23 protein-coding genes and 1 pseudogene are annotated in these 19525 nt (G+C 61.4%); 12 read left to right on the plus strand and 12 right to left on the minus strand.

Going from position 1 to position 19525, the window contains the following annotated elements; genetic code table 11:
* Nucleotides 1-2: 2 nt before the first annotated feature.
* From CAURIM_RS01585 to CAURIM_RS01595, 3 genes are all read right to left on the minus strand, one after another.
* A complete protein-coding gene (locus CAURIM_RS01585) occupies nt 3-260 on the minus strand; it encodes a type II toxin-antitoxin system Phd/YefM family antitoxin (protein ID WP_070645790.1) in 258 nt (85 codons plus the stop codon).
* A gap of 68 nt (nt 261-328) precedes the next feature.
* Nucleotides 329-1840 (minus strand): ATP-binding cassette domain-containing protein, encoded by a 1512-nt coding sequence (locus tag CAURIM_RS01590; protein WP_201828734.1) that lies wholly within the window; start codon nt 1838-1840, stop codon nt 329-331.
* Between the two features lie 85 nt (nt 1841-1925).
* Nucleotides 1926-2132, minus strand: coding sequence for a hypothetical protein (locus tag CAURIM_RS01595; protein WP_236659337.1), 207 nt, complete (start codon nt 2130-2132; stop codon nt 1926-1928).
* A gap of 88 nt (nt 2133-2220) precedes the next feature.
* On the opposite strand from CAURIM_RS01595, the gene CAURIM_RS01600 reads away from it, so the two are divergent.
* Nucleotides 2221-3413 (plus strand): IS3 family transposase gene (locus tag CAURIM_RS01600; protein ID WP_435383988.1). Its coding sequence is split into 2 segments (ribosomal slippage): nt 2221-2503 and nt 2503-3413, totalling 1194 coding nucleotides; the frame shifts between segments, so codons are not numbered across the junction.
* 16 nt (nt 3414-3429) lie between these two features.
* On the opposite strand, the gene CAURIM_RS01605 is transcribed toward CAURIM_RS01600, so the two are convergent.
* Complete coding sequence (locus CAURIM_RS01605; protein ID WP_236659336.1) at nt 3430-4248, minus strand: ABC transporter permease; 819 nt, start codon at nt 4246-4248, stop codon at nt 3430-3432.
* A complete protein-coding gene (locus tag CAURIM_RS01610; protein WP_070731348.1) occupies nt 4248-4826 on the minus strand; it encodes an ABC transporter ATP-binding protein in 579 nt (192 codons plus the stop codon). The genes CAURIM_RS01605 and CAURIM_RS01610 overlap by 1 nt, the downstream gene beginning before the upstream one ends.
* Before the next feature lie 386 nt (nt 4827-5212).
* Here CAURIM_RS01610 and CAURIM_RS01615 point away from each other — a divergent pair, with 386 nt between their 5' ends.
* Nucleotides 5213-5575, plus strand: coding sequence for a Fic family protein (locus CAURIM_RS01615; RefSeq protein WP_201828733.1), 363 nt, complete (start codon nt 5213-5215; stop codon nt 5573-5575).
* A gap of 25 nt (nt 5576-5600) precedes the next feature.
* A complete protein-coding gene (locus CAURIM_RS01620) occupies nt 5601-5837 on the plus strand; it encodes a hypothetical protein (protein ID WP_253587865.1) in 237 nt (78 codons plus the stop codon).
* Between the two features lie 9 nt (nt 5838-5846).
* On the opposite strand, the pseudogene CAURIM_RS01625 reads toward CAURIM_RS01620, so the two are convergent.
* Nucleotides 5847-6685: pseudogene (locus CAURIM_RS01625) on the minus strand (NAD(P)-dependent oxidoreductase).
* A gap of 72 nt (nt 6686-6757) precedes the next feature.
* On the opposite strand from CAURIM_RS01625, the gene CAURIM_RS01630 reads away from it, so the two are divergent.
* Nucleotides 6758-7072 (plus strand): DMT family transporter, encoded by a 315-nt coding sequence (locus CAURIM_RS01630; protein ID WP_070447941.1) that lies wholly within the window; start codon nt 6758-6760, stop codon nt 7070-7072.
* Nucleotides 7073-7105: 33 nt separating this feature from the next.
* On the opposite strand, the gene CAURIM_RS01635 is transcribed toward CAURIM_RS01630, so the two are convergent.
* The 4 genes from CAURIM_RS01635 to CAURIM_RS01650 form a co-directional block, all read right to left on the minus strand.
* Complete coding sequence (locus tag CAURIM_RS01635) at nt 7106-8401, minus strand: ABC transporter permease (RefSeq protein ID WP_201828732.1); 1296 nt, start codon at nt 8399-8401, stop codon at nt 7106-7108.
* Nucleotides 8398-9072: an ABC transporter ATP-binding protein gene (locus CAURIM_RS01640; RefSeq protein ID WP_201828731.1), complete on the minus strand. Its 675-nt coding sequence runs from the start codon at nt 9070-9072 to the stop codon at nt 8398-8400. Before CAURIM_RS01640 ends, CAURIM_RS01635 begins: the two co-directional genes overlap by 4 nt.
* On the minus strand, nt 9069-10679 hold the full coding sequence (locus tag CAURIM_RS01645; protein ID WP_201828730.1) for a permuted SH3 domain-containing protein: 1611 nt from the start codon (nt 10677-10679) through the stop codon (nt 9069-9071). The genes CAURIM_RS01640 and CAURIM_RS01645 overlap by 4 nt, the downstream gene beginning before the upstream one ends.
* 124 nt (nt 10680-10803) lie before the next feature.
* Nucleotides 10804-11277: a hypothetical protein gene (locus CAURIM_RS01650; protein ID WP_070718976.1), complete on the minus strand. Its 474-nt coding sequence runs from the start codon at nt 11275-11277 to the stop codon at nt 10804-10806.
* A gap of 203 nt (nt 11278-11480) precedes the next feature.
* Here CAURIM_RS01650 and hemL point away from each other — a divergent pair, with 203 nt between their 5' ends.
* The 7 genes from hemL to CAURIM_RS01685 all read left to right on the plus strand — a co-directional run bounded on the left by hemL (nt 11481) and on the right by CAURIM_RS01685 (nt 17939).
* Nucleotides 11481-12815, plus strand: a complete 1335-nt coding sequence (gene hemL / locus CAURIM_RS01655; RefSeq protein WP_201828729.1) for a glutamate-1-semialdehyde 2,1-aminomutase — start codon at nt 11481-11483, stop codon at nt 12813-12815.
* Between the two features lie 32 nt (nt 12816-12847).
* Nucleotides 12848-13456, plus strand: coding sequence for a histidine phosphatase family protein (locus CAURIM_RS01660; RefSeq protein ID WP_201828728.1), 609 nt, complete (start codon nt 12848-12850; stop codon nt 13454-13456).
* Nucleotides 13456-14061: a TlpA disulfide reductase family protein gene (locus CAURIM_RS01665; RefSeq protein ID WP_201828727.1), complete on the plus strand. Its 606-nt coding sequence runs from the start codon at nt 13456-13458 to the stop codon at nt 14059-14061. Before CAURIM_RS01660 ends, CAURIM_RS01665 begins: the two co-directional genes overlap by 1 nt.
* Complete coding sequence (locus tag CAURIM_RS01670; RefSeq protein ID WP_201828726.1) at nt 14058-14864, plus strand: cytochrome c biogenesis CcdA family protein; 807 nt, start codon at nt 14058-14060, stop codon at nt 14862-14864. The genes CAURIM_RS01665 and CAURIM_RS01670 overlap by 4 nt, the downstream gene beginning before the upstream one ends.
* A gap of 12 nt (nt 14865-14876) precedes the next feature.
* Nucleotides 14877-16508: a cytochrome c biogenesis protein ResB gene (locus tag CAURIM_RS01675; protein WP_201828725.1), complete on the plus strand. Its 1632-nt coding sequence runs from the start codon at nt 14877-14879 to the stop codon at nt 16506-16508.
* A gap of 141 nt (nt 16509-16649) precedes the next feature.
* On the plus strand, nt 16650-17681 hold the full coding sequence (ccsB, locus tag CAURIM_RS01680) for a c-type cytochrome biogenesis protein CcsB (RefSeq protein ID WP_070447958.1): 1032 nt from the start codon (nt 16650-16652) through the stop codon (nt 17679-17681).
* Entirely contained in the window at nt 17682-17939 is a 258-nt protein-coding gene (locus CAURIM_RS01685) for a helix-turn-helix domain-containing protein (RefSeq protein WP_070718964.1), read from the plus strand.
* On the opposite strand, the gene CAURIM_RS01690 is transcribed toward CAURIM_RS01685, so the two are convergent.
* On the minus strand, nt 17936-18244 hold the full coding sequence (locus CAURIM_RS01690) for a hypothetical protein (RefSeq protein ID WP_201828724.1): 309 nt from the start codon (nt 18242-18244) through the stop codon (nt 17936-17938). The genes CAURIM_RS01685 and CAURIM_RS01690 overlap by 4 nt on opposite strands.
* A 43-nt stretch (nt 18245-18287) precedes the next feature.
* Between CAURIM_RS01690 and CAURIM_RS01695 the strand changes: the two genes are divergently transcribed.
* On the plus strand, nt 18288-18629 hold the full coding sequence (locus CAURIM_RS01695) for a DUF4229 domain-containing protein (RefSeq protein ID WP_046647785.1): 342 nt from the start codon (nt 18288-18290) through the stop codon (nt 18627-18629).
* 8 nt (nt 18630-18637) lie between these two features.
* Here the strand turns inward: CAURIM_RS01695 and CAURIM_RS01700 are convergent, their stop codons facing one another.
* Nucleotides 18638-19522, minus strand: a complete 885-nt coding sequence (locus CAURIM_RS01700) for a 1,4-dihydroxy-2-naphthoate polyprenyltransferase (RefSeq protein ID WP_201828723.1) — start codon at nt 19520-19522, stop codon at nt 18638-18640.
* Nucleotides 19523-19525: the final 3 nt, after the last annotated feature.

The raw sequence follows: 19525 nt of genomic DNA on the forward strand, positions 1-19525 counted from the left end.
GCTTAATCTTCCTCAATGAGCTCGTGTTCCGTTGCTTTCCCCGTATTGAGGCTCTCAATGGAGTCAAGTAGGCGCTGGGCATTGCGAGGGGAACGCAGAAGGTAAGCAGTTTCGCGAAGAGAGTTGTAGTCATCGAAGGAAACGATGACTGCAGACTCATGACCATTGCGAGTGATGATGACTTCCTCGCGGTCATCAACAACCGACTGCAATACTTCGGCGTACCGTGCTCTCGATTCCGAGTAAGACATGGTCTTCATAAGCGATCTCCCTTCTTGTACAAGAAACTGTACAACGAAAAGAGGATGGGCGCTAGAGAAGTTTCAGTTTATGGGGCCACGTGAACAGCGCGCGTCAGGTTGAGCCGCTCGCACACGTGCTCATCGTGGCTGACCAAGATGAATGCTCCGCGGTAGCTGGTGAGCACCTCAATTAGCCAGTCGGTGGTGGGGATGTCGATGTTGTTCGTTGGTTCGTCGAGAAGCAGGAAGCGCGGGGCTGGATCGCTGAGCAGGACGCGGGCGATTTCGACGCGGAAGCGCTCGCCACCAGAGAGTTGTCCCACCGGCTGGTGGATCTTGTCGTTGATAAAGAGCATCTGGGCCAGCTGGTCGCGCAGGAACTGCGGGTCTGCGCTGGGGTTGGCTGCCCGCACGATGTCGAACACCGATTTCTCTTCAGGCAAGACGATGCGCTGGCGGATGTATCCACAGGGCAGCGCGTATTCGACGTCGCCGCGGACAATGCGGTTGAGGAAGGTGGTCTTGCCGCTGCCGTTGGGCCCGGTGAGGCGAACGCGCTCGGGGCCAGTGATGCTGAGCAGATCGCTGACGAGCACTCGGGTGCCCGCGGGCAGCTCTGTGCCGGGGAGGTCGATGTGGACATGGGTGTCGTCGCGAAGCGCGCGCTGTGCCTTGTCGTGCGCCGACTGGGCGGCAGACACTGCATCGTTGGCCTGTTGAGAACGCCCAGCGGCGGAGCGCTCGGAACGGTTCTTGTCATTGCCCATGGCCATGCCGGGTTTGCGCTTCGAGTTGGAGAAGTTCTTGCCGCGGCGGGCATCGCGGGCAATGCGGGTCTGCATAGCGGCGCGCTCGCGGATCTGTTTGCGGTGGTTGGCCTTGGTTTCCCTGACCTTGGCCTGCGCGGAATCCTGCTCGGCATCAATCGCTGCGCGGTAAGAGGAGTAGTTTCCCTCGAACTCGCGCAGCGTTCCGTGGTAGAGCTCAGCGATGCTGTCCGCGTGCTCGAGGAGTTCGCGGTCATGTGAGACAACGAGAACCGGCATCGGCGCGGTGCGAATGAGCTCGAGCAGGCGCTGGCGTGATTCGGAGTCCAGGTTATTGGTGGGCTCGTCGAGGATCAGGAAATCCGGCTTGCGGAAGAAGGCTGCAGTCAGCGCCACGGTCACTGCTTCACCGCCAGATAAAGTACCAATGGTGCGCTCTAAGAGGAAGGGGATACCTGCGGCGTCGAGAGCCGCTTCGATGCGCTCTGCCACATCCCACTGCTCACCAACAGTGGTGGCGAGCTCTTCTGAGTATTCGCCAGCCTCAATGCGGGCAATGGCGCTGAGGATCTCCGTCGCGCCAAAGACATCGGCGATGGTGTCAGACGTGTGAAGGCCTAAATCCTGGTCGACATAGATGACTGAGCCCGCGGATACCGTTCCCGAAGTCGGGGCAATGAGGCCAGCAAGTACCTTGGCTAGCGTTGATTTTCCGGAGCCATTCGCCCCGACCAAGCCCGTGAAGTGGGAGGAAAAGGAGCCGGTGAGGTCCGTGAAACAGGGGGTGCCGTCGGGCCAAACGACGGTGAGATGAGAAAAAGAAATAGGCATGAAGAAATCCACCTTCGAGTAAGTCGCGCAAAAAGAGTGACGTCGAATTAGGAAAAAATCTTCATGCCTGAAAGGCTAGCCCCGGCTAATACCCGAGCGCAAGGGCCGCCACGCCAAAACCGAGGGCGCCGCGGGCAATGTAGTGCAGCACCTCGGGGGAGAAGGAGACGCCGAAACCGCCGCTATCCAGCATGGACATGCTGTCCACCCGTGCCGGGCGGGAACGCTTAAACGACGCCCAGCTAAGGCCGGCGATGATGAGCGCCACTGCGATGGCGGAAAGATTCCACACCAAGAGGAGGATACCGGGACCTGACCCCTGTTAGGTAGACACCTGATATCCAGCCCTGTTGGGTTGGGAAGAAAGGTAATCTACCACCATGCCTAGGTACTCCGAACAGTTCAAACGTGATGCTGTGGCCCTCTACGAAAACAATGAGGACCTCTCACTTCACGCGGCTTCAGCAGAGCTAGGAATCAATCGTTCCTCACTTTATTCCTGGCTTAAGCAGTACGGCACCGGCAAGCGTGTCCGCACAAAAAGCATGCGCGACAAGGCACAGGCGACGACTGATTCTGAACGAATCCGTCAGCTAGAAAAAGAAGTCTCTAAGCTTCGTGAAGAACGCGATATCCTGCGTAAGGCCGCGAATTATTTTGCCGAAGAGACACGCTGGTAATCCGCTTCCAGTTTGTCTATGACCATCGAACCGAGTACTCGGTCAAGCGGATGTGCCACGTGTTAAAGCTCAATCGCTCCTCGTTCTACAAATGGGTCAACACCCGCGAAAAACGCAGGTTAAAGATGTGTTCGGATGCTCTTATTGGTGCACGAATCAAGAGCATCTTCGATGATGAGCACGGGCTTTATGGTGCTAAACGCATCGCTGCAAGCCTTAAAGCCGATACGGACTTTCCTCCGATCAATCACAAGAAGGTCGCACGCATTATGAAATCCATGGGGCTAAAAGGCTTTACTAAACAACGTCGATGTGTCACTACCAGGCGCAAGCCTGGTCATCGAGTCATGCCAGATTTAGTAGGCCGCAAATTCACCGCTGATAAGCCGAACCAGGTGTATGTAGGCGATATCACCTACCTGCCGTGTAAGGGAGGCAAGAACATGTACCTTGCCACAGTCATCGACGTCTACTCGCGCAAACTTGTCGGTCATGCGCTCGCCGATCACATGCGGGTATCGCTGGTTATCGAAGCTTTGTCCCATGCCAGCAAGGTTCGCGGAAGCCTTAAAGGGGTAATTTTCCATTCTGATCATGGCAGTGTGTACACCTCACAGGCTTTTCAAGACCACTGCACCCAACTTGGTGTTCGCCAATCCATGGGAGCAGTGGGAACGAGTGCCGATAATGCCCTGGCAGAATCGTTTAACGCCACTTTAAAGCGTGAAGTTCTGCGAGATAGGAAAGTTTTTGACAATCCCATCATCTGCCGCCAAGAAGTCTTCCGATGGTGCATGCGCTACAACACGCGCAGACGGCACTCCTGGTGCAACCTTCTAGCCCCCGATGACTTCGAAGCACTCACATCAGCTACACTGACCCAAGCAGCATAGCTAACCCCCGACGTGTCTACTTTCCGGGGGTCAGGCCCCCGGCACCAAGCAGTGCTGTGCCCACAGAAGCTATAAGGGGAAGGCCCCAGTCGGGCCATGCATCGTCGTTGACGCGGCCGAAGGATGCGGCGCGCCCAACCGCCGCACCGACGATGCTCCACGCGGACATGAAGCCGACGATGGCCAGCGCCCCGAGCTGTGGTGCGAGTCCCAACGTCAAGCCGAGGGCCGCGAGCGCACCGACGCCGATGTACCACCGTCGTCCCAAACGACGGAAGAAGAGACCCGCCAACGTGGAGGATGCATGGGCGCGACGAGGAATCCACGCGGATTGGCTCGCAATGGCATCAGAGGTGACTTCCGAATCGAGAAGGCTTAGGCCAGAACCGCCGACCAGGCGCGTGCGCCCAGCGCTGAGTAGCGAAGCCAGCGTGAACGAGCGCCACCCCACGACGAAACGTAGGGCCGGGACTGCTAGCGCGAACCACGGGGATAGCCCGGTGGACACGCAGATGCCGAGTCCCAAGACTCCGAAGCCGACCAGCTGCGCCCACGTGATCCAGTCCGTGCCGCGGAGCCGGCCGCGCGGGCGATCAACGTACACCCAACGCTCCCTGGATAACGCACGTAGGGGATAAAGCGTCTCGGCGAACACGATGAGAGCGAGCAGTCCCACGATGCCGGCAATCGGAGCGATACTAGTCAGCGTGATGCGCGCCGGGATGGCAGGCGCGACGGCGCCGACTTCTTGCCATCCTGTGTAACCGAAGCCGATGACGATGCCGGCGAGAATGAGGTACCAGATACCGTCGCCCAGTCGAGATAGAGCGCGCATCACAGCTGCACCACCTCGTCGCATGCCTGGGTGATGGTGTCGGAATGTGAGGCCACGACGATGCAGCGATTCTCTTCGTCGGCTAGGTAGCGCAACTCACCTGTCAGGAACTTAGTCCAGGCGGTGTCAAGGTGGCGCTCGGGCTCGTCGATAAGTAAAGCACGCGCCGGCTGGTACAGCTGCGCAGCTAGAAAGACGCGCTGGCGCTGGCCCGAGGACAGGCGCGAGGCTGGGTGCGGAAGGAGACGCTCAAGCGCCCAGAGCTCGCAGAGCTTGGCGACGTCCACCCCTGCCGCTTTCCCCATCAAGTCCAGGTGCTCGCCAACGGTGAGGTCGGGGAGGAAAACCGGCTCGGCCACCGTAATCACAGCGCCCGGCTGCTCCTTCGTGCCGACGGGATGGCCGTCACACTCCACAGAGCCATCGAGAGGGGCAAGCTCCCCGCCAAGCGTGGCCAGCAACGTGGATTTACCTGAACCATTAGGTCCGGCAAGGCCATAAACGTGGCCGGGGGCGAAGTCCTTCTCAAGGTGTCCAAGGGGCGTGGAATGCCCATAATCGGCGTCGATGGAAAGCATTGCTGGGCGGCGATCTCCTTACATTGGGCGGCTAGACAATAGTTAAAACTTATTGATGAAGTTTAGCAAAATGCACGCCCTGAACGTTGTCCTAGTGATGGGAAACGCCCTTGGGATTAGTGTTATGAGCTGCTAAAATGAGAGAAAATGTAGTTGAAAACTCGGGAGGGCAGCAATGTCGGAGCCTATTCAAATTGAAAGCAGCAGTAGTAGCGGCCGTGATCCGTTAGCGTTGAGTGATGCTGCGTTACGTTTAGCAGGCCACGATGTGACTGATGAGTACGTGCGCCAGCTAGGCCGCGAGATAGCCGCAGGGACACTATCTGCCGACGAAGCAATCGCTCGTGTACGGCGTGCTTCGCTGAAGTAGAGCGCGGGGGAGAAACATGAGCGGGGGCTGGGAGAACTATTTCATTCCAGGGACCAAGGTTCTGAAGAATCGCTTGGGGTTAGATGACGCAGAAGAACTACGGATCTTGGAAGAAAAGCTTGTATTTCTTCGGATGACCGAGTTGGACTCGGCACCTGTGGAAGGTGCTTTTGATTATGCGCATTTCAAGGCCATACATCGACATCTTTTTCAGGATGTGTATGAATGGGCGGGTGAAGAGCGAACTGCCCCTACAGACCAGTTCATGATTAAGGCTGGGCATGCCTACTACCCGGCGGGACCGGAAATGACGAAAGGCAGCAGAGAAGCTGTTTGCGGGGCTTGCGAAGGACAATTTTCTGCGTGGTCTAGGGTTTGATGATTTCGTAGCCAAGCTGGCGGAGCTGTGGGGTGAGCTCAATGTGGTGCACAGCTTTAGGGAAGGGAATACCCGCACACAGACGGTGTTCTTTGACGCGCTGGTTACGGCGGCAGGATATCAACTCGACGTGGAGCGGCTAGCGAGTGATAGCCGCGTGCGCGCGGAGTTTATTGCCGCGCGCTTTCACAGTCAGGACACTGGAGATAACGCGCAGCTGGAGGAGGTGCTGCGCGGGATCGTCGCACCGCAGGGCGGCTAGAAGCCGGGTTTATCCCTTGTTGCGGAAGACGAAGATGGAGGAGAAGTCCTGGTCGCCGTGCCCCATGGCCTGCTGCTCCTCAAAGCGCTCGATGGCGGCGGCCACTGCCGGCAGCGGCTTGTTGGCGGTCATCTCCATGAGCTTGGCGTCCTTGCACAGGGCGTCCACGGTGAAGTCACCCGGAGTGGTGTTGCGCTCGCCGGTGATGAACGGGCCCTTCATGTTCTTCATGAAGGCCAAGCCGGTGATGTCGAGCATCTCGAGGACGACTTCGGAATCGAGACCCTCAGACTCACCGAGGTGGAGTGCTTCGAGCACGCCCTCCGCGGTTACGGCGAGGGCCAGGTTGGCCAGGAGCTTGCCAATCGCTGCGGTGGCGGCGGATTCTACGCCGATGAGCTTGTTCTCGTCGGCCCAGGACTCGGCGATGGTCATGGCGAGCTCACGGCGGTCGTCGTCAGGCGTGCCCACGTAGACGCCGAGCTTGCCCTCGCGCGCTGGGCCCAGTGAACCAACGACGGGCGCGTGGACATAAGAGTCAACCGCGGCGGCGAACTCGCGGGCGGCATGGGGGAGACGGTCGTGGTATCGATCCAGGTCACGCCCTCCGGGATGAGGTTGGTGTCAATGACTCGCTCACGGATGTCATCGGGCCCAAAGAGCGAGGTGATGATGACCTCTGCGCCCTCCACGGCGGCGGTGGGGGAATCGGCGAGGGTGGCTCCGGCGTCGACCAGCGGCTGTGCGCGCTCGGCGGTGCGGTTCCACACAGTGAGCTCATGGTTCTTGAGAAGGTGTCGGGCGAGCTCGGTGCCCATGCGGCCAGTACCAAGGAATGCAATCTTCATGCCGCCCAGTGTGCCATCATTGTGGGCAGGCTCGCCGCGATTCATGCGAGCCCCGGACGAGGGAGGCTGGCTATGTCGTGGTTCGTGTTGATCTTCTCCGGTGCCTTCGAGGCCGTGTGGGCAGCGGCGCTGGATAAGTCGGAGGGCTTTAGCCGCCTGTGGCCCTCAGTGATCTTTTTCGTTGCCTGCGCCATTTCCATGGGTGGGTTGGGCTGGGCCATGAAGTCCATCCCCGTGGGCACGGCCTACGCGGTGTGGGCCGGCGTGGGCGCGGTGGTCACCGTCATTTACTCCTTCGCCGCCGGGCACGAGGCGGCAACTGTCTGGAAGGTGCTGTTCCTCGCCATGATCATTGGCGGGATCGTGGGCCTGAAGGTAGTGCACTAGGAGGCGTCGTCGTTTGAAACGACGACGCGGGATTTACTCGTAGCGCAGCGCCTCAATCGGGTCCAGCTTTGCGGCCTTGCCCGCAGGGTAGTAGCCAAAGAAGAGGCCAATAGCCAGCGAGAAGAGCAGCGAGAGGATAACCGCCCAGAGCGGCGGTGCCACGAGTGAGCCGATGGCGGCCGCACCCGCCATGCCGGCGGCAGTGCCGATGGCGATGCCGATGAGTCCACCGATGAGACAGACCACGATGGCCTCTGTGATGAACTGGATGCGGATATCGCGGCGGCGTGCGCCAAGCGCCTTGCGGATGCCAATCTCGCGGGTGCGCTCGGTGACGGTGATGAGCATAATGTTCATCACGCCAATGCCGCCGACGAGCAGCGAGATACCGCCGATGGCCGCGAGCACCAGGCTCATCGTGGTGAAGATCTGGTTCAAGGACGCGAGGTCATCGCTGAAGTCGGTCACTTTGACCATGTAGTCCGGGTTGTCCTTGTAGTAGCTATCGAAGACGCGCTGCAGGTTGCTGGCTACCGCGGCCTTGTCCAAGTCTGGGTTGCCGCGAACGGTGACCTCGCTGAAGGCGGTGCCGGCACCGGGGGAATCGGAAAGCTCGGCTTCCAGCGGGTAAGGAACGAAGGCGGATTGGCTGGGGCCACCGCCTACAAGAGGGCCGGTTTGCGGCTCTTCAAAAACGCCGATGACGGCGAGCTCAATAGGAGAGGCCTCTTGGCTTTCAAAGCTCACGTATTGGCCAATAGCGTCTTCAGGAGCGCCGAAGAGCTTGGTGGCGGTTTCCTTATCCAGCATGGCTACTGCTCGGCTGGAATCGATATCGTCTTCGCTGAGGAAGCGCCCGGCCACGATGGAATAGGAGGAGCCTGAGACATAGTCCGGGTTGGTCGGGCGGATGAGGAGGTTGGCGGTCTCCTCCCCGGATTCGCCCTCGACCACGAGGGCGCCGGAATAAGAGCTGTACTCGCCGATATTGATGCCGGTGATCTGATCTCCCAAGACCTCTTTGGCGCGGTCCAGCATGTCCGGGGTGAGCATCGAGGACTCGTCCTCGACATAGCCGCCGCCCATGAAAGGATCGTCGGCTTCTTCCTCTTCGCCCTCCTCAGGGCGCTCCTTGACCTGAACGGTGAAGTTATTGGCGCCCACCTTGTCCAAGTCTTTTTGAACCGAGGCCTGCAAGGAGTGGCCGAGTGTGACGATGGCGATCACCGCGGCGATGCCGATGATGACGCCTAAGAGTGTTAGCGCCGAGCGCATCTTGTTGGTGCGCAAGCTGGTCAGCGCCATCTTGGTGGATTCAGCGAAATTCATGACAACACCCCGTCCTTCATCGTGACGGTGCGGCTGCATTCATCAGCCAACTCCGGGTTGTGGGTAATGAACAAGATGGTTTTTCCATGCGTGCGGTGCAGTTCGTGGAATAAGTCCATGACCATGCGGCCGGTCTGCGAATCCAGCGCGCCGGTGGGCTCGTCCGCCAGCAGAATCTCCGGCTGGTTGGCCAGTGCGCGGGCCACCGCCACGCGCTGCTTCTGACCACCGGATAGCTCATTAGGCAGGTGATTCATGCGGTCGGACATGCCGACCATCTCCAAAAGCTCTTCCGCGCACTGGGTGCGCTCGTGGGCTGAAACGCCCGCATAGACCATGGGCATCTCCACGTTCTTCAGCGCGGACATGCGGCCGATCAAGTTGAAGTTCTGGAAGATGAATCCGATTTTTTGGCCGCGGAAGGAGGCTAGTTTGTCGTCGCCAAGCGCCAGCGCATCCACGCCAGCCAGCTGGTATTCGCCGGCGGTGGGGCGGTCGAGCAAGCCGATGATGTTCATGAGCGTGGACTTGCCGGAGCCGGACTGGCCCACGACGGCCACGAACTCGCCTTCGTCCACGCTGAAGTCGAGGCCCGGGATGACGGTCAGCTCGCTGTCGAGACCCTCGTTGAAACGTTTGACGATTCCCCGCATCTCAATGAGGCGGCTCATGCGTTCTCTTCCGCATCATCGGAGCCTTCTACGGAGGCGGACATGCCGACCATGTCCTTGTGCGTATCCGCCTGGCTGATGACGGTCTCGCCCTCCTTGAGGCCGGAGGAGATGGCGGCGGAGAAATCGGATTCGCTGGCCACCTTGACCTCGCGCGCCTGGATCGTGCCGTTGTCGACGACGAGGACGTTCTTCTTTCCGCCGTCTTCATAGATGGCGGAGAGCGGCACGGTGATGGCGTTCTTATCCTTCTTCGTAATGATTTTCACCTTCGTGGTGGAACCGAGGCGCAGGCCCTCGCGGTTGCCATCGACGTGGATGTGCACGGGGAATTCGGGCTTGGTAGAACCAGTTGGCTTGCCGGAGCCGCCCCCTGCACCAGCCTCGACATCGGGCTGCTCAGCGGTGGGGGAGATGAAGGTGACTTTGCCCTTGTATTCTTTGCCAGGGCTTGATGGCGAGGTGAAGGAGACTTCATCGCCGACCTTGATGCGGGCGATATCGCCCTCCTTGACCGTGGATTTCACCAGCAGGGAGGAGTCATCCGCCACGGTGAGGATGGGGCCCTCGGCCGGGGCGCCGGCCTGGCCGTTGACGGCGGTGACAACGCCTGCCAGAGGGGAGCGCAGGTCGGCTTGGGAGAGCCGGTACTCCAGCGGCCCATTTTCCTTGGCGTTATTCGCGCTTGCCGACGCCGCCGATTCCACCGCGTGGTTCACCGCCTGGGACTGGGAGGAAATCTGCTGCTCGATGGCCAGGTTGCTGGCTTGCAGCGCGCGTTCGGCATCGGCAACCGCTTGGTAGGAGGAAGCGGTGGCGCGCTGTTGCTCGCCCAGCTCGCGGTCGATACCGCGGAGGACGCGGCCATAGGATTCCTCGGACTGCTTGAGCTGGCGCTCAGAATCCTGCACTGCCTCATCGGAGTCCAGATAGCTCAAGAAAGCGCTGGCGGTGTTGAGGCCGGAGGGATCCTCGGTGGCAGTGCCGAGGGAGGCCAGTGCGGACTGGAAAGACTTGGACTCCGCATCGCGCACACCAGAACGTGCTTGCTCGACGGCGGCGCGGGCCTCTGCAATCTCGGGGCGGTCGCCCTTGGTGGCCAAGGCTTCATCGAGCTTGCGCTGTGCTTCGGCGTATTCGGTCTGCGCCGAGTTCACGGCGGATTGGGCGCTGTTGACCTCGGGGTTGAGGCCTTGGTCGAGGGAATCCTGAAGCTGGCGCAGCTGCAGCTGGGCGTCCTCAATCTGGTGGACGGCCTCAAGCTTGCCTGCCTCCTGGGAGGTGCGCTGGGCCTCGAGCTCACGCTCGGTTTCGGTGGTGTCCATGCGGCCGAGCAACTGTTGGGCCTCGACGCGGTCACCCACTTTCGCGTCCAAGGACTGGATGGGGCCGGTCAGCGAGGTGGTCAGCGAGAGTTCGCGCTCGGCAGAAACCGTTCCGGAGGCGGAGACGGAACTGATGAGGTCTTCTTTGGCGGTTGTCGTGACATCGGTTGCGGTGAGCTGAATATCGGAAGACCCACTGGTTAGTGCGTACATTCCACCGCCGCCTGCGAGGAGAACCGCAGCGATAGCGCCAGCAGTGATGCCGAGAGCTTTCTTATTCATGAATCCCTTACTGTCAGGTTAACGCCGTCATTGAAATCGGGTTCAGGTTAACTCTCGGACATGTTTCTTGTCATGCACAGCGGGGGGAATATAGGAGGTAGATCAGGGTCTACCCTTAGAGGTTTTAGAAGGGCACGTCGATGTAGATCTCCTCCGCTTTGGGCAGCGGGGGAAGCGTAGGTATGTGGTCGAGCCCTTCCTGGACTTCCGGCGGGATGGGAATGTGCGGGGGTTTGGGAAGCTCAAACTTGGGTTTGGGGCTCTGTGGCGGGGCCGGGTGCGGTGCTGGTGCGGGCGCTGGCGCTGGCGCTGGGGCACGGAGCGTAACGGTTTCTACCTGTGGTGCTGGTGCCTCAACCTTCGTGGGTGCGGGAGCTGGTGCCTGGGCTTCAGGTTCTGGTTCGGCTGGGGCTGGCGCGATGGAGGTGGTGTCGCCCAAGCGGTTGACCGGCTGAGGTAGGGCATTCGGCTCCCAGGACGTCGGTGGGGCCGAGGTAATGGGACCGGGCTCGCTTCGCGGAGCGGTTTCTGCCTGCGTGGTGGCACAGGCAGACAGCGGAAGGCAGGCAAGAATGATAAGAAATCGGCGTGAAGCCATGGGAATCCCCCTTAAGTAGTGCCTCTCCGCAGCGCACCCCAGCGCCGAAATAAAGAAAGGCAGAATCAACAGTGTGCTGCCAGCATAGCGCCACAGTGGCGGGTGCGCAGCGCGAGCGTGTCGAGGGCGCGCGCGAGGCTTTGGAGGAGCGACCGTGGGACACGAGGGGACTCCAACTTTTGTATAGGGCTAAAACCGATACAATGTGGGCTATGCCTAACTCCAGCCAGCTAAACCAGCAGAATACGTCCCAGTCCGCCGAGTGGTTCGAGCGCGCCACCAAGGTCACCCCGGGCGGTGTGAATTCCCCGGTCCGCGCCTTCGGATCCGTGGGCGGCCAAGCCCGCGTTATCGCTCGCGGTGAGGGCTCCCGCCTGTGGGATATCGACGGCAACGAGTACGTCGACCTGGTCAGCTCCTATGGCCCGATGATCCACGGCAATGCCCACCCGGCCATCGTGGAGGCAGTGCAGAAGGCGGCTGCCGACGGCCTCTCCTTCGGCGCCCCCACCGAGGGCGAGACGCTGCTGGCGGAGCACATCGTCAAGCGCACCGCCGTGGAGCAGGTGCGCCTGGTCAACTCCGGTACCGAGGCCACCATGTCCGCCGTGCGGCTGGCCCGTGGTTTCACCGGCCGCGCCAAGGTCCTGAAGTTTGAGGGCTGCTACCACGGCCACGTGGACGCGCTGTTGGCGTCGGCTGGCTCCGGCGTGGCCACCTTCGCGCTCCCGGATTCCCCGGGCGTGACCGGCGCCTCGGCCGCGGATACCATCGTTGTTCCTTATAACGATCTCGACGCCGTCCGCGAGGCCTTTGCCGCGCACCCGGGAGAGATCGCCTGCATCATCGCCGAAGCCGCGGCGGGCAACATGGGCACCGTGGCCCCAGAGGAGGGCTTCAACGCGGCACTCAAGGAGATCGCGCATGCCGACGGCGCCCTGCTCATCCTCGACGAGGTCATGACCGGTTTCCGCACCTCCTACAAGGGCTGGTTCGGCGTCGATGGGGTAGCGGGTGACCTGGTGACCTTCGGGAAGGTGGTCTCCGGCGGCCTGCCGGCCGCTGCCTTCGGTGGTCGCGCCGACGTGATGGCTTCGCTGGCACCGTCGGGCCCTGTCTACCAGGCGGGCACGCTGTCCGGTAACCCGGTAGCGATGGCCTCCGGCCTAGCATCACTGGAGCTCGCAAACGAAGAGCTGTACCCGCGCCTGCAGGCCAACGCGGACCGCCTGACCGGCCTGATAACGGCGGCGCTTGATGCCGCCGGCGTGGCACACCACATCCAGCGCGCAGAGACGATGTTCTCCATCCGCTTCGCCGAGGGCCAGGGCCGCAACTTCGCCGATATGCAGGCCGCCGATACCTGGCGTTTCGCCCCCTTCTTCCACGCACTGCTGGAGGGCGGCGTGTACGTCCCGCCGTCAGCCTTCGAGACCTGGTTTGTGTCTGACGCGCTCACGGACAAAGATTTTGAGGTAATCGAGGCAGCTCTCAAGCCTGCCGCCCAGGCCGCTGCCAGCGCGCAGCGCCCGCACTAAACCAACCATGTTGAGGGGATAGACACAGGCATATGTCCACCACCATCGTCCACTTCGTCCGCCACGGCGAGGTTTATAACCCGGATAAGATCCTCTACGGGCGCATCCCGGGCTATCACTTGTCCTCCCGTGGGCATTCCATGGCCGCACGCACGGCGAAAGCCTTTGAGGGCCATGACGTGACCTACCTGGCGGCCTCGCCGCTGCAGCGCGCGCAGGAAACCGCGCTGCCGATTGCGCAGGTGACGGGCTTGGAGGTGGACGTCGACAAGGGCGTCATCGAGTCCGGCAACCGCTTCGAGGGCCTGCGCACCAAGGGTTGGAACTCGCAGCTGTGGAACCCGCAGCGCTGGCCGCTCATGGTCAACCCGCTTGAGCCCTCGTGGGGCGAGCCTTTCGAGGAGATCGCCGCGCGCATGATGGACGCCGCTGAGCGCGCTCGTTCCAAGGCTGAGGGGTACGAGGCCATCGTGGTGTCCCACCAGCTGCCCATCGTCATGGTGCAGCGCACCGTGTTGGGCAAGCGCCTGGCCCACGCGCCGTGGGACCGCCAATGCGCTCTCGCCTCGGTGACCTCGCTGGTCTACCGCGACCGCGAGATTATCGATATCTTCTACTCCGAACCTGCACAGGACATCTAATGGCGCGTAAAACTATCCGCGCCGCCGTGGCCGGTGTCGTTGCTGTGTTTGCCTTAGCTGGCTGTACACAGAGCGAGGAGAATGCACAGAACGCCGTTGCTTCCGGCGGCACCTTCGAGTTTATTTCACCCGGCGGGCAGACCACCATTCGTTACGAGGAAGCAGACCGCAAACCACTCAAGGATTTCTCCGGTGAGGACCTGCGGGATGAGTCCACGACAATCAAGCTCTCGGATTTTCAGGACCAGATCGTCGTCCTGAATTCCTGGGGCCAGTGGTGCGCGCCGTGCCGCTCCGAATCGGATGACCTCCAGGCCATCCACTCGGAGCTGCAAAAGCGCAAGGTCGGCACCGTGCTAGGCATCAATGTCAAGGACTTCAACCCGGAGATCTCCCGGGATTTTATGGCCGATAACGGCCTGGAGTACCCCTCCATCTATGACCCGCCCTTCAAGACGGCCGCGGCGCTCGGCGGCGTGCCCACCTCCGTGGTGCCCACCACCATCGTGTTGGATAAGCAGCACCGCCCCGCCGCAGTCTTCCTGACGGAGATCACGGAGAAGGATGTCCTTGAGGTCGTCGACGAGCTGGAGAAAGAACAGTGATCCTTGTCGCTGACGGCGTGGGACAAAGCTTTGCTGATGCCGCCGTGTCCGGCCCGCTCCTTATCGGAGTGCTCGCCGCCGCTGTGGCCGGGTTGGTCTCCTTCGCCTCGCCATGTGTGGTTCCACTGGTTCCGGGTTATATCTCCTACCTCGCCTCCGTGGTGGGCGGAGAGGTTAGTTATGACGAGGAGCTGGGGGTGGGCGTCGGCAAGCGCCGGCGTTGGGCCGTGGTCGGTGCCGCAGCACTCTTCGTGCTGGGCTTTACCATCGTGTTTGTCCTCGCTACGGTGTCGGTTTTCGGTGCCATTTCGGCGCTGACGCTCAACGCGGACACCCTCATGCGCGCCGGCGGCATCATCACCATTCTTATGGGCGTGGTGTTCATGGGCGTGGTGCCGGTGCTGCAGAAGGACACCCGCATGGCCCCGCGGCGCTGGACCACGTGGCTGGGCGCGCCCCTGCTCGGCGGGGTTTTCGCCCTGGGCTGGACCCCGTGCCTGGGCCCCACGCTGGCCGCCATCCTGTCCGTTTCTGCCGGCACCGAAGGAACCACAGCGCTGCGCGGCACGATCCTGATCATCGGCTACTGCCTGGGGCTGGGCCTGCCCTTCCTACTCGTGGCACTGGGCTCCGCCAAAGCGATGCGCACCGTGACCTGGATGCGCAAACACTCCCGCGCCATCCAGATTGTTGGCGGCATCGCCATGATCCTCGTCGGCTTGGCGCTGCTGACCGGGCTCTGGGCAGATTTCATCAACGCCATCCGCCAGTGGACCGTGTCCTATGGCGCGACGCTGATTTAAAGGAGAATTTTCGTGAGATATATCCGCAAGGCCTGGCATTGGCTGACCAGCATGCGCACCGCGCTGGCACTGCTCTTCCTGCTGGCCATTGCTGCCATTCCGGGCTCGCTCCTGCCGCAGCGCTCGCTCAATGAGTCCAATGTCAATGACTTCATTGAGACCAACGGTAAAGTGGCAGAGATCTACGATAAGCTGCAGCTTTTCGACGTCTTCTCCTCCGTCTGGTTCCAGGCCATCTACGTGTTGCTCATGATTTCCCTGGTGGGCTGCATCATCCCGCGCTCCTGGGATCACTACAAGGCCTACCGCACCCCGCCGACGCGCGCACCAAAGTTCTTGAATAAGATGCCGCTGAACGCCACCGGGCATTCGGAGAAATCCCCGGAGGAGATCGCGGCTGCCACCAAAACCATGTTGAAGAAGTGGCGCGTCAATGCGGTCTCCCCAGACAAGGACCGTGCGGGTGCGCAGTCCTTCTCCGCGGAGCGCGGTTATGCCCGCGAGCTGTGCAACCTCATCTTCCACATTGCTCTCGTGGCCATCCTGCTGACCATGGCAGCCGGGCGCCTGGTGCACTATGAAGGCCAGGTCATCGTGGTGACGGAGAAGAACTCCCAGGGCCAGACCCAGGAACAGCCGCAGTCCACGGAGTTCTGTAATACATCAACCTCTGTCTATGATTCCTTCCGCGCCGGCCCGCTGTTCGACGGCACCGGCCTGCACCCCTTCTGCTTTAAGGCCCACGACTTCACCGCGGACTACCTGCCCAATGGCCAGGCGGAGATGTTCACCTCGAACGTGTCCTATGCCGCAGGCGACGATATCTTCACGGACCCGGAGACCTGGGAGGACTACCAGCTGCAGGTCAATCACCCGCTGCGCATTGACAAAAACCGCGTTTACCTGCAGGGCCACGGTTTTGCGCCGACGATGACGGTGGAGTGGCCCAACGGCGAAAAGCGCACGCAGACCATCCAGTTCCAGCCGACCGACACCACGTTCTTCCTGTCCTCGGGAGTGATGCGTTTCGACCCGCCGGCGGGCATGTACCCGGACCTGTTTGAGCGCCGCCAGAACCAGATCGCCATCCAGGGCCTCTTTGCGCCGACCGCCGAGTGGTCCGGTGAGAGCGGCAAGCTGTTGCAATCCTCCTACCCAGCGATGCTGGACCCAGCCGTGGCTATCGATATCTACCGCGGTGATGCCGGCCTGGACACGGGTACCCCGCAGTCTTTCTTCTCCCTGGATTCCAACCTGGTCCACACGGGCCAGCTGCAGAAGATCGACCGCGTCAACCTAAACCAGGGTGAATCGGTCACGCTGGACGACGGTACGAAGATCACCTTCGATGGCGCCTCCGAGTTCGCGAACTACCAGGTTTCCTATGACCCCTTCCAGAGCTGGGTCTTGGTGTCCTCGCTGGTCATGCTGGTATCGCTGGTTGGCTCGCTGGTAATTAAGCGCCGCCGCGTGTGGGTGCGCATCCGGCCGGGCGCCAACGGCGGCACCGACATCGAGATGGGCGGCCTTGCCCGTACCGACCGCGCGGGTTGGTCTGAGGAATTCCACGAGCTTCACCGCGATCTCCTGGAACTGCCGGATCCCGATGAGGTGGAGGAAGACGAGCTCTACTCCGCCGACTAAAGGAGCGGAGTGTATCCGTCAAAAGTTGGATACTGCTGGGAAGGGGGGGTACTCTTATGAGCACCATAAATCTCTCCGCTCATGCAGCCTCGTGCGTGAAGCACGGTGTAGGCACGATTGTGAAGGCAAGGTTTCCCACTCATGCAGGTTGATCAAAATCTGTCCAACTTTTCCGACATCGCGGTGCAAACCGCGTTCGTCGTTTATGCTCTCGCCTTGGTGTTGTCCCTGGTCTACTACGGCCGGATGCACAGCATCATCGAGGCTATGCGCTCCCGCACGAGTGCTGTGGCGCAGCAGCGCGAACTCGCCAGCGTGGGGGCCTCGGCAGACAGTGCCGTGCTTGGCGACGTCCCCCCGACAGCCAGCGCTGGTCCCGATGCTGACCTAGATGCGGATCTGGCGAAGAAGCGGGAGAACGCCGACAAGCTCGGCGGCATGACGCAGATGCTCCTGTGGTTGGGTATCGCCTTACACTTGGCGGCCATTGTGCTGCGCGGTCTGGCAACGGGGCGCTTCCCGTTTGGCAACCTTTACGAGTACGTGCTCATGGTGACCGCCGGCGCCATGGTGGTGGCGACCATTGCCATGCAGCGCAAGGAGTGGCGCACCCTGTGGCCGTGGCTGCTCACGCCGATTCTGGCGCTGATGTTCTATGGCTCCACCAAGCTTTATGCGGAATCCGCTCCGGTGGTTCCGGCACTGCAGTCCCACTGGCTGCCGATTCACGTCACCGTGGTCTCGTTGGGCGCGTCCATCGGCGTGGTCTCCGGTATTGCCTCTCTGCTCAGCGTGCTGCGTGAATTCCAGCCGAAGGGTAATGAGTCTGGTTTCTTCGGTGCGCTTGCCCGCCCGCTTCCTTCGGCGAAGAAGCTGGACCGCTTGGCTTATCGCTTGGGCGTGGTGGCGCTGCCGACCCTGGGCCTGGGTATTGTGCTGGGTGCCATTTGGGCCGAGTCCGCATGGGGCCGCTACTGGGGTTGGGACCCGAAGGAGACCGTCTCCTTTGCCACCTGGATCCTCTACGCCGCCTACCTGCACGCCCGCGCGACGCCGGCCTTCCGCAAGGCCGCGCCGTATATCAACATCGCGGCGATGCTGCTCATGATCTTCAACCTGTTCTTCATCAACATGGTTGTCTCCGGCCTGCACTCCTATGCGGGGCTGAACTAAATGGCGGAGACCCCTAAGCCGCGGCACAAGCAGGGCAAGCCGGCGGGCGATAACCCGCAGCTCATCGCTCTCGGTGAGGGCTTTGCGCAGCGCCGCCGAGAACTCGGTATCTTGCAGCAGGCGCTGGCTGAGAAGGCCGGGATTTCGCGCTCCACGCTGCACACTATCGAGCACGGCGGCTCTGGCGTGCGCTGGGAAAAGGTGATGGCGGTGGCTGAAGCGCTCGATCTCGAGATGACCTTCGAGCCGAAGGCTTAGGCTTCGTCGGCTCCTTTGCCTTTATCGTCTTTGTCCTCGGTGGCCTTGGGTTTCTGGGAACCTTGTGAACCCTGTGAGCGCCGGCGGCGCTCTTCTTCTTGGCGCTCTGCCTCCCGCTCCCTGGCGCGGCGCTCTTTGAAGCGCTGCTTCTCTAGGTTCCACAGGAACTCTTCGTCATCGTCTGGGCCCTTGATTGCGGGGCGCTGCGGCTGCTGTGCCTTCTTATTCCAACTCGACGGACCAAAGGCCTTCCATACGAGGACCGCCGCGAGGACAAACAAGAGTAGTAGTATCAATCGACCCATGCGTTGTATTCTACGGAATGCCCGCAAAGTAAAAGTGAGAATTATGAGTCAGACAGAAAACACCACCAACGCCTCCCAGAACTCCGAACCGCCCCAGCCGGACCCGGCGCTCAAGCGCCGCTCCCGCGTCGCTTTGTGGAAGTACGGGGCTGCCCGCGTGGTGCTGTTCATTGTGCTCACCGCGGTGATTCAGCTGCTGGCCATGGCGGTTCTCGGGACCTTTCCGCTGCTGGTCTCCGCCCTGTTGGCGTTGTTTGTGGCGCTGCCGCTGTCCATGCTGATCTTCTCCACGTGGCGCATGGAAGCCACTCAGACGCTGGCGGAGTACTCCGCGCAGCGCAAGGCCCACAAGAAGTGGGTCCAAGAGGAGCTGGCTGGCCGCTAAATCGGTGGTTAAACCAGGGCCAGCGCTACAGCGTTGATAACCGCCCACACCAGCATCGCGCGGCCGGCCATGCCAAGTACTGGGATGAGTTTCGGGCCGCGTGCGCCGCGGTTGACGGTGCGGATAGCACCCAGCGCGAGGGGGAAGTAGAGCAGCGAAGCGAGCGCGGCCCAGGAATCGAAGGCTAGGCCGATGGTGAGTAGTACCGGCAGCAGCAAGAGTGTCATGAATAGCGTGCGGGACTTTTTATCACCCAGGCGCACCGCCAAAGTGATCTTGCCGGTGGCCTTATCGGAGGGGATGTCCCGGATGTTATTGGCCAGGTTTACCGCCGCACTCATACCGCCGATACCCACGGCTAAGGCAAGGCCCGTCCACGTGATGCGGCCGACCTGCGTGTACTCGGTGCCCAGGACGGCGACGAGCCCGAAGAATACGAAAACGGCGATTTCTCCGAACCCGCGGTAGCCGTAGGGGTTCTTGCCACCGGTATAGAACCAGGCGCCGGCGATACACACGGCGCCGACGAGGATGAACCAAGCTGCGTTGGCAGCCAGGGAGAGCGAAATTCCCGCGATGGCGGCCACGCCGAAGCAAGCGAAGGCGGCGAACTTGACGTGCTGTGGTTTGGCCAGCCCGCCGCCGGTGAGGCGCTGGGGGCCGGTGCGGTCATCATCGGTGCCGCGGATGCCATCGGAGTAGTCGTTGGCGTAGTTCACGCCGATGATAAGAGCCCAGGCCACGATGAGTGCCAGCAACGCCCGGCCCCAGTGCAAACCATGCGCCGCGGCGGCAGCGCCGGTACCAGCGATAACGGGAGCAAAGGCATTGGCCCAGGTATGCGGGCGAGCACCCTGGAGCCAATCGGCAGGAGTGGCGGAAAAGGCAGACATGCT

This window comes from Corynebacterium aurimucosum (genome assembly GCF_030408555.1).
GTDB lineage: Bacteria > Actinomycetota > Actinomycetes > Mycobacteriales > Mycobacteriaceae > Corynebacterium > Corynebacterium aurimucosum.

Excerpts from the sequence above, each read along its gene's own strand:
- CAURIM_RS01690 (WP_201828724.1), bottom strand. The coding sequence starts at position 18,244 with ATGGGTCGATTGATACTACTACTCTTGTTTGTCCTCGCGGCGGTCCTC.
- CAURIM_RS01635 (WP_201828732.1), bottom strand. The coding sequence starts at position 8,401 with ATGAATTTCGCTGAATCCACCAAGATGGCGCTGACCAGCTTGCGCACC.
- CAURIM_RS01630 (WP_070447941.1), top strand. The coding sequence starts at position 6,758 with ATGTCGTGGTTCGTGTTGATCTTCTCCGGTGCCTTCGAGGCCGTGTGG.
- CAURIM_RS01660 (WP_201828728.1), top strand. The coding sequence starts at position 12,848 with ATGTCCACCACCATCGTCCACTTCGTCCGCCACGGCGAGGTTTATAAC.
- CAURIM_RS01640 (WP_201828731.1), bottom strand. The coding sequence starts at position 9,072 with ATGAGCCGCCTCATTGAGATGCGGGGAATCGTCAAACGTTTCAACGAG.
- CAURIM_RS01605 (WP_236659336.1), bottom strand. The coding sequence starts at position 4,248 with ATGCGCGCTCTATCTCGACTGGGCGACGGTATCTGGTACCTCATTCTC.
- ccsB (WP_070447958.1), top strand. The coding sequence starts at position 16,650 with ATGCAGGTTGATCAAAATCTGTCCAACTTTTCCGACATCGCGGTGCAA.
- CAURIM_RS01685 (WP_070718964.1), top strand. The coding sequence starts at position 17,682 with ATGGCGGAGACCCCTAAGCCGCGGCACAAGCAGGGCAAGCCGGCGGGC.
- CAURIM_RS01650 (WP_070718976.1), bottom strand. The coding sequence starts at position 11,277 with ATGGCTTCACGCCGATTTCTTATCATTCTTGCCTGCCTTCCGCTGTCT.
- CAURIM_RS01700 (WP_201828723.1), bottom strand. The coding sequence starts at position 19,522 with ATGTCTGCCTTTTCCGCCACTCCTGCCGATTGGCTCCAGGGTGCTCGC.
- CAURIM_RS01695 (WP_046647785.1), top strand. The coding sequence starts at position 18,288 with ATGAGTCAGACAGAAAACACCACCAACGCCTCCCAGAACTCCGAACCG.
- CAURIM_RS01615 (WP_201828733.1), top strand. The coding sequence starts at position 5,213 with ATGAGCGGGGGCTGGGAGAACTATTTCATTCCAGGGACCAAGGTTCTG.
- CAURIM_RS01665 (WP_201828727.1), top strand. The coding sequence starts at position 13,456 with ATGGCGCGTAAAACTATCCGCGCCGCCGTGGCCGGTGTCGTTGCTGTG.
- CAURIM_RS01590 (WP_201828734.1), bottom strand. The coding sequence starts at position 1,840 with ATGCCTATTTCTTTTTCTCATCTCACCGTCGTTTGGCCCGACGGCACC.
- hemL (WP_201828729.1), top strand. The coding sequence starts at position 11,481 with ATGTGGGCTATGCCTAACTCCAGCCAGCTAAACCAGCAGAATACGTCC.
- CAURIM_RS01610 (WP_070731348.1), bottom strand. The coding sequence starts at position 4,826 with ATGCTTTCCATCGACGCCGATTATGGGCATTCCACGCCCCTTGGACAC.
- CAURIM_RS01645 (WP_201828730.1), bottom strand. The coding sequence starts at position 10,679 with ATGAATAAGAAAGCTCTCGGCATCACTGCTGGCGCTATCGCTGCGGTT.
- CAURIM_RS01585 (WP_070645790.1), bottom strand. The coding sequence starts at position 260 with ATGAAGACCATGTCTTACTCGGAATCGAGAGCACGGTACGCCGAAGTA.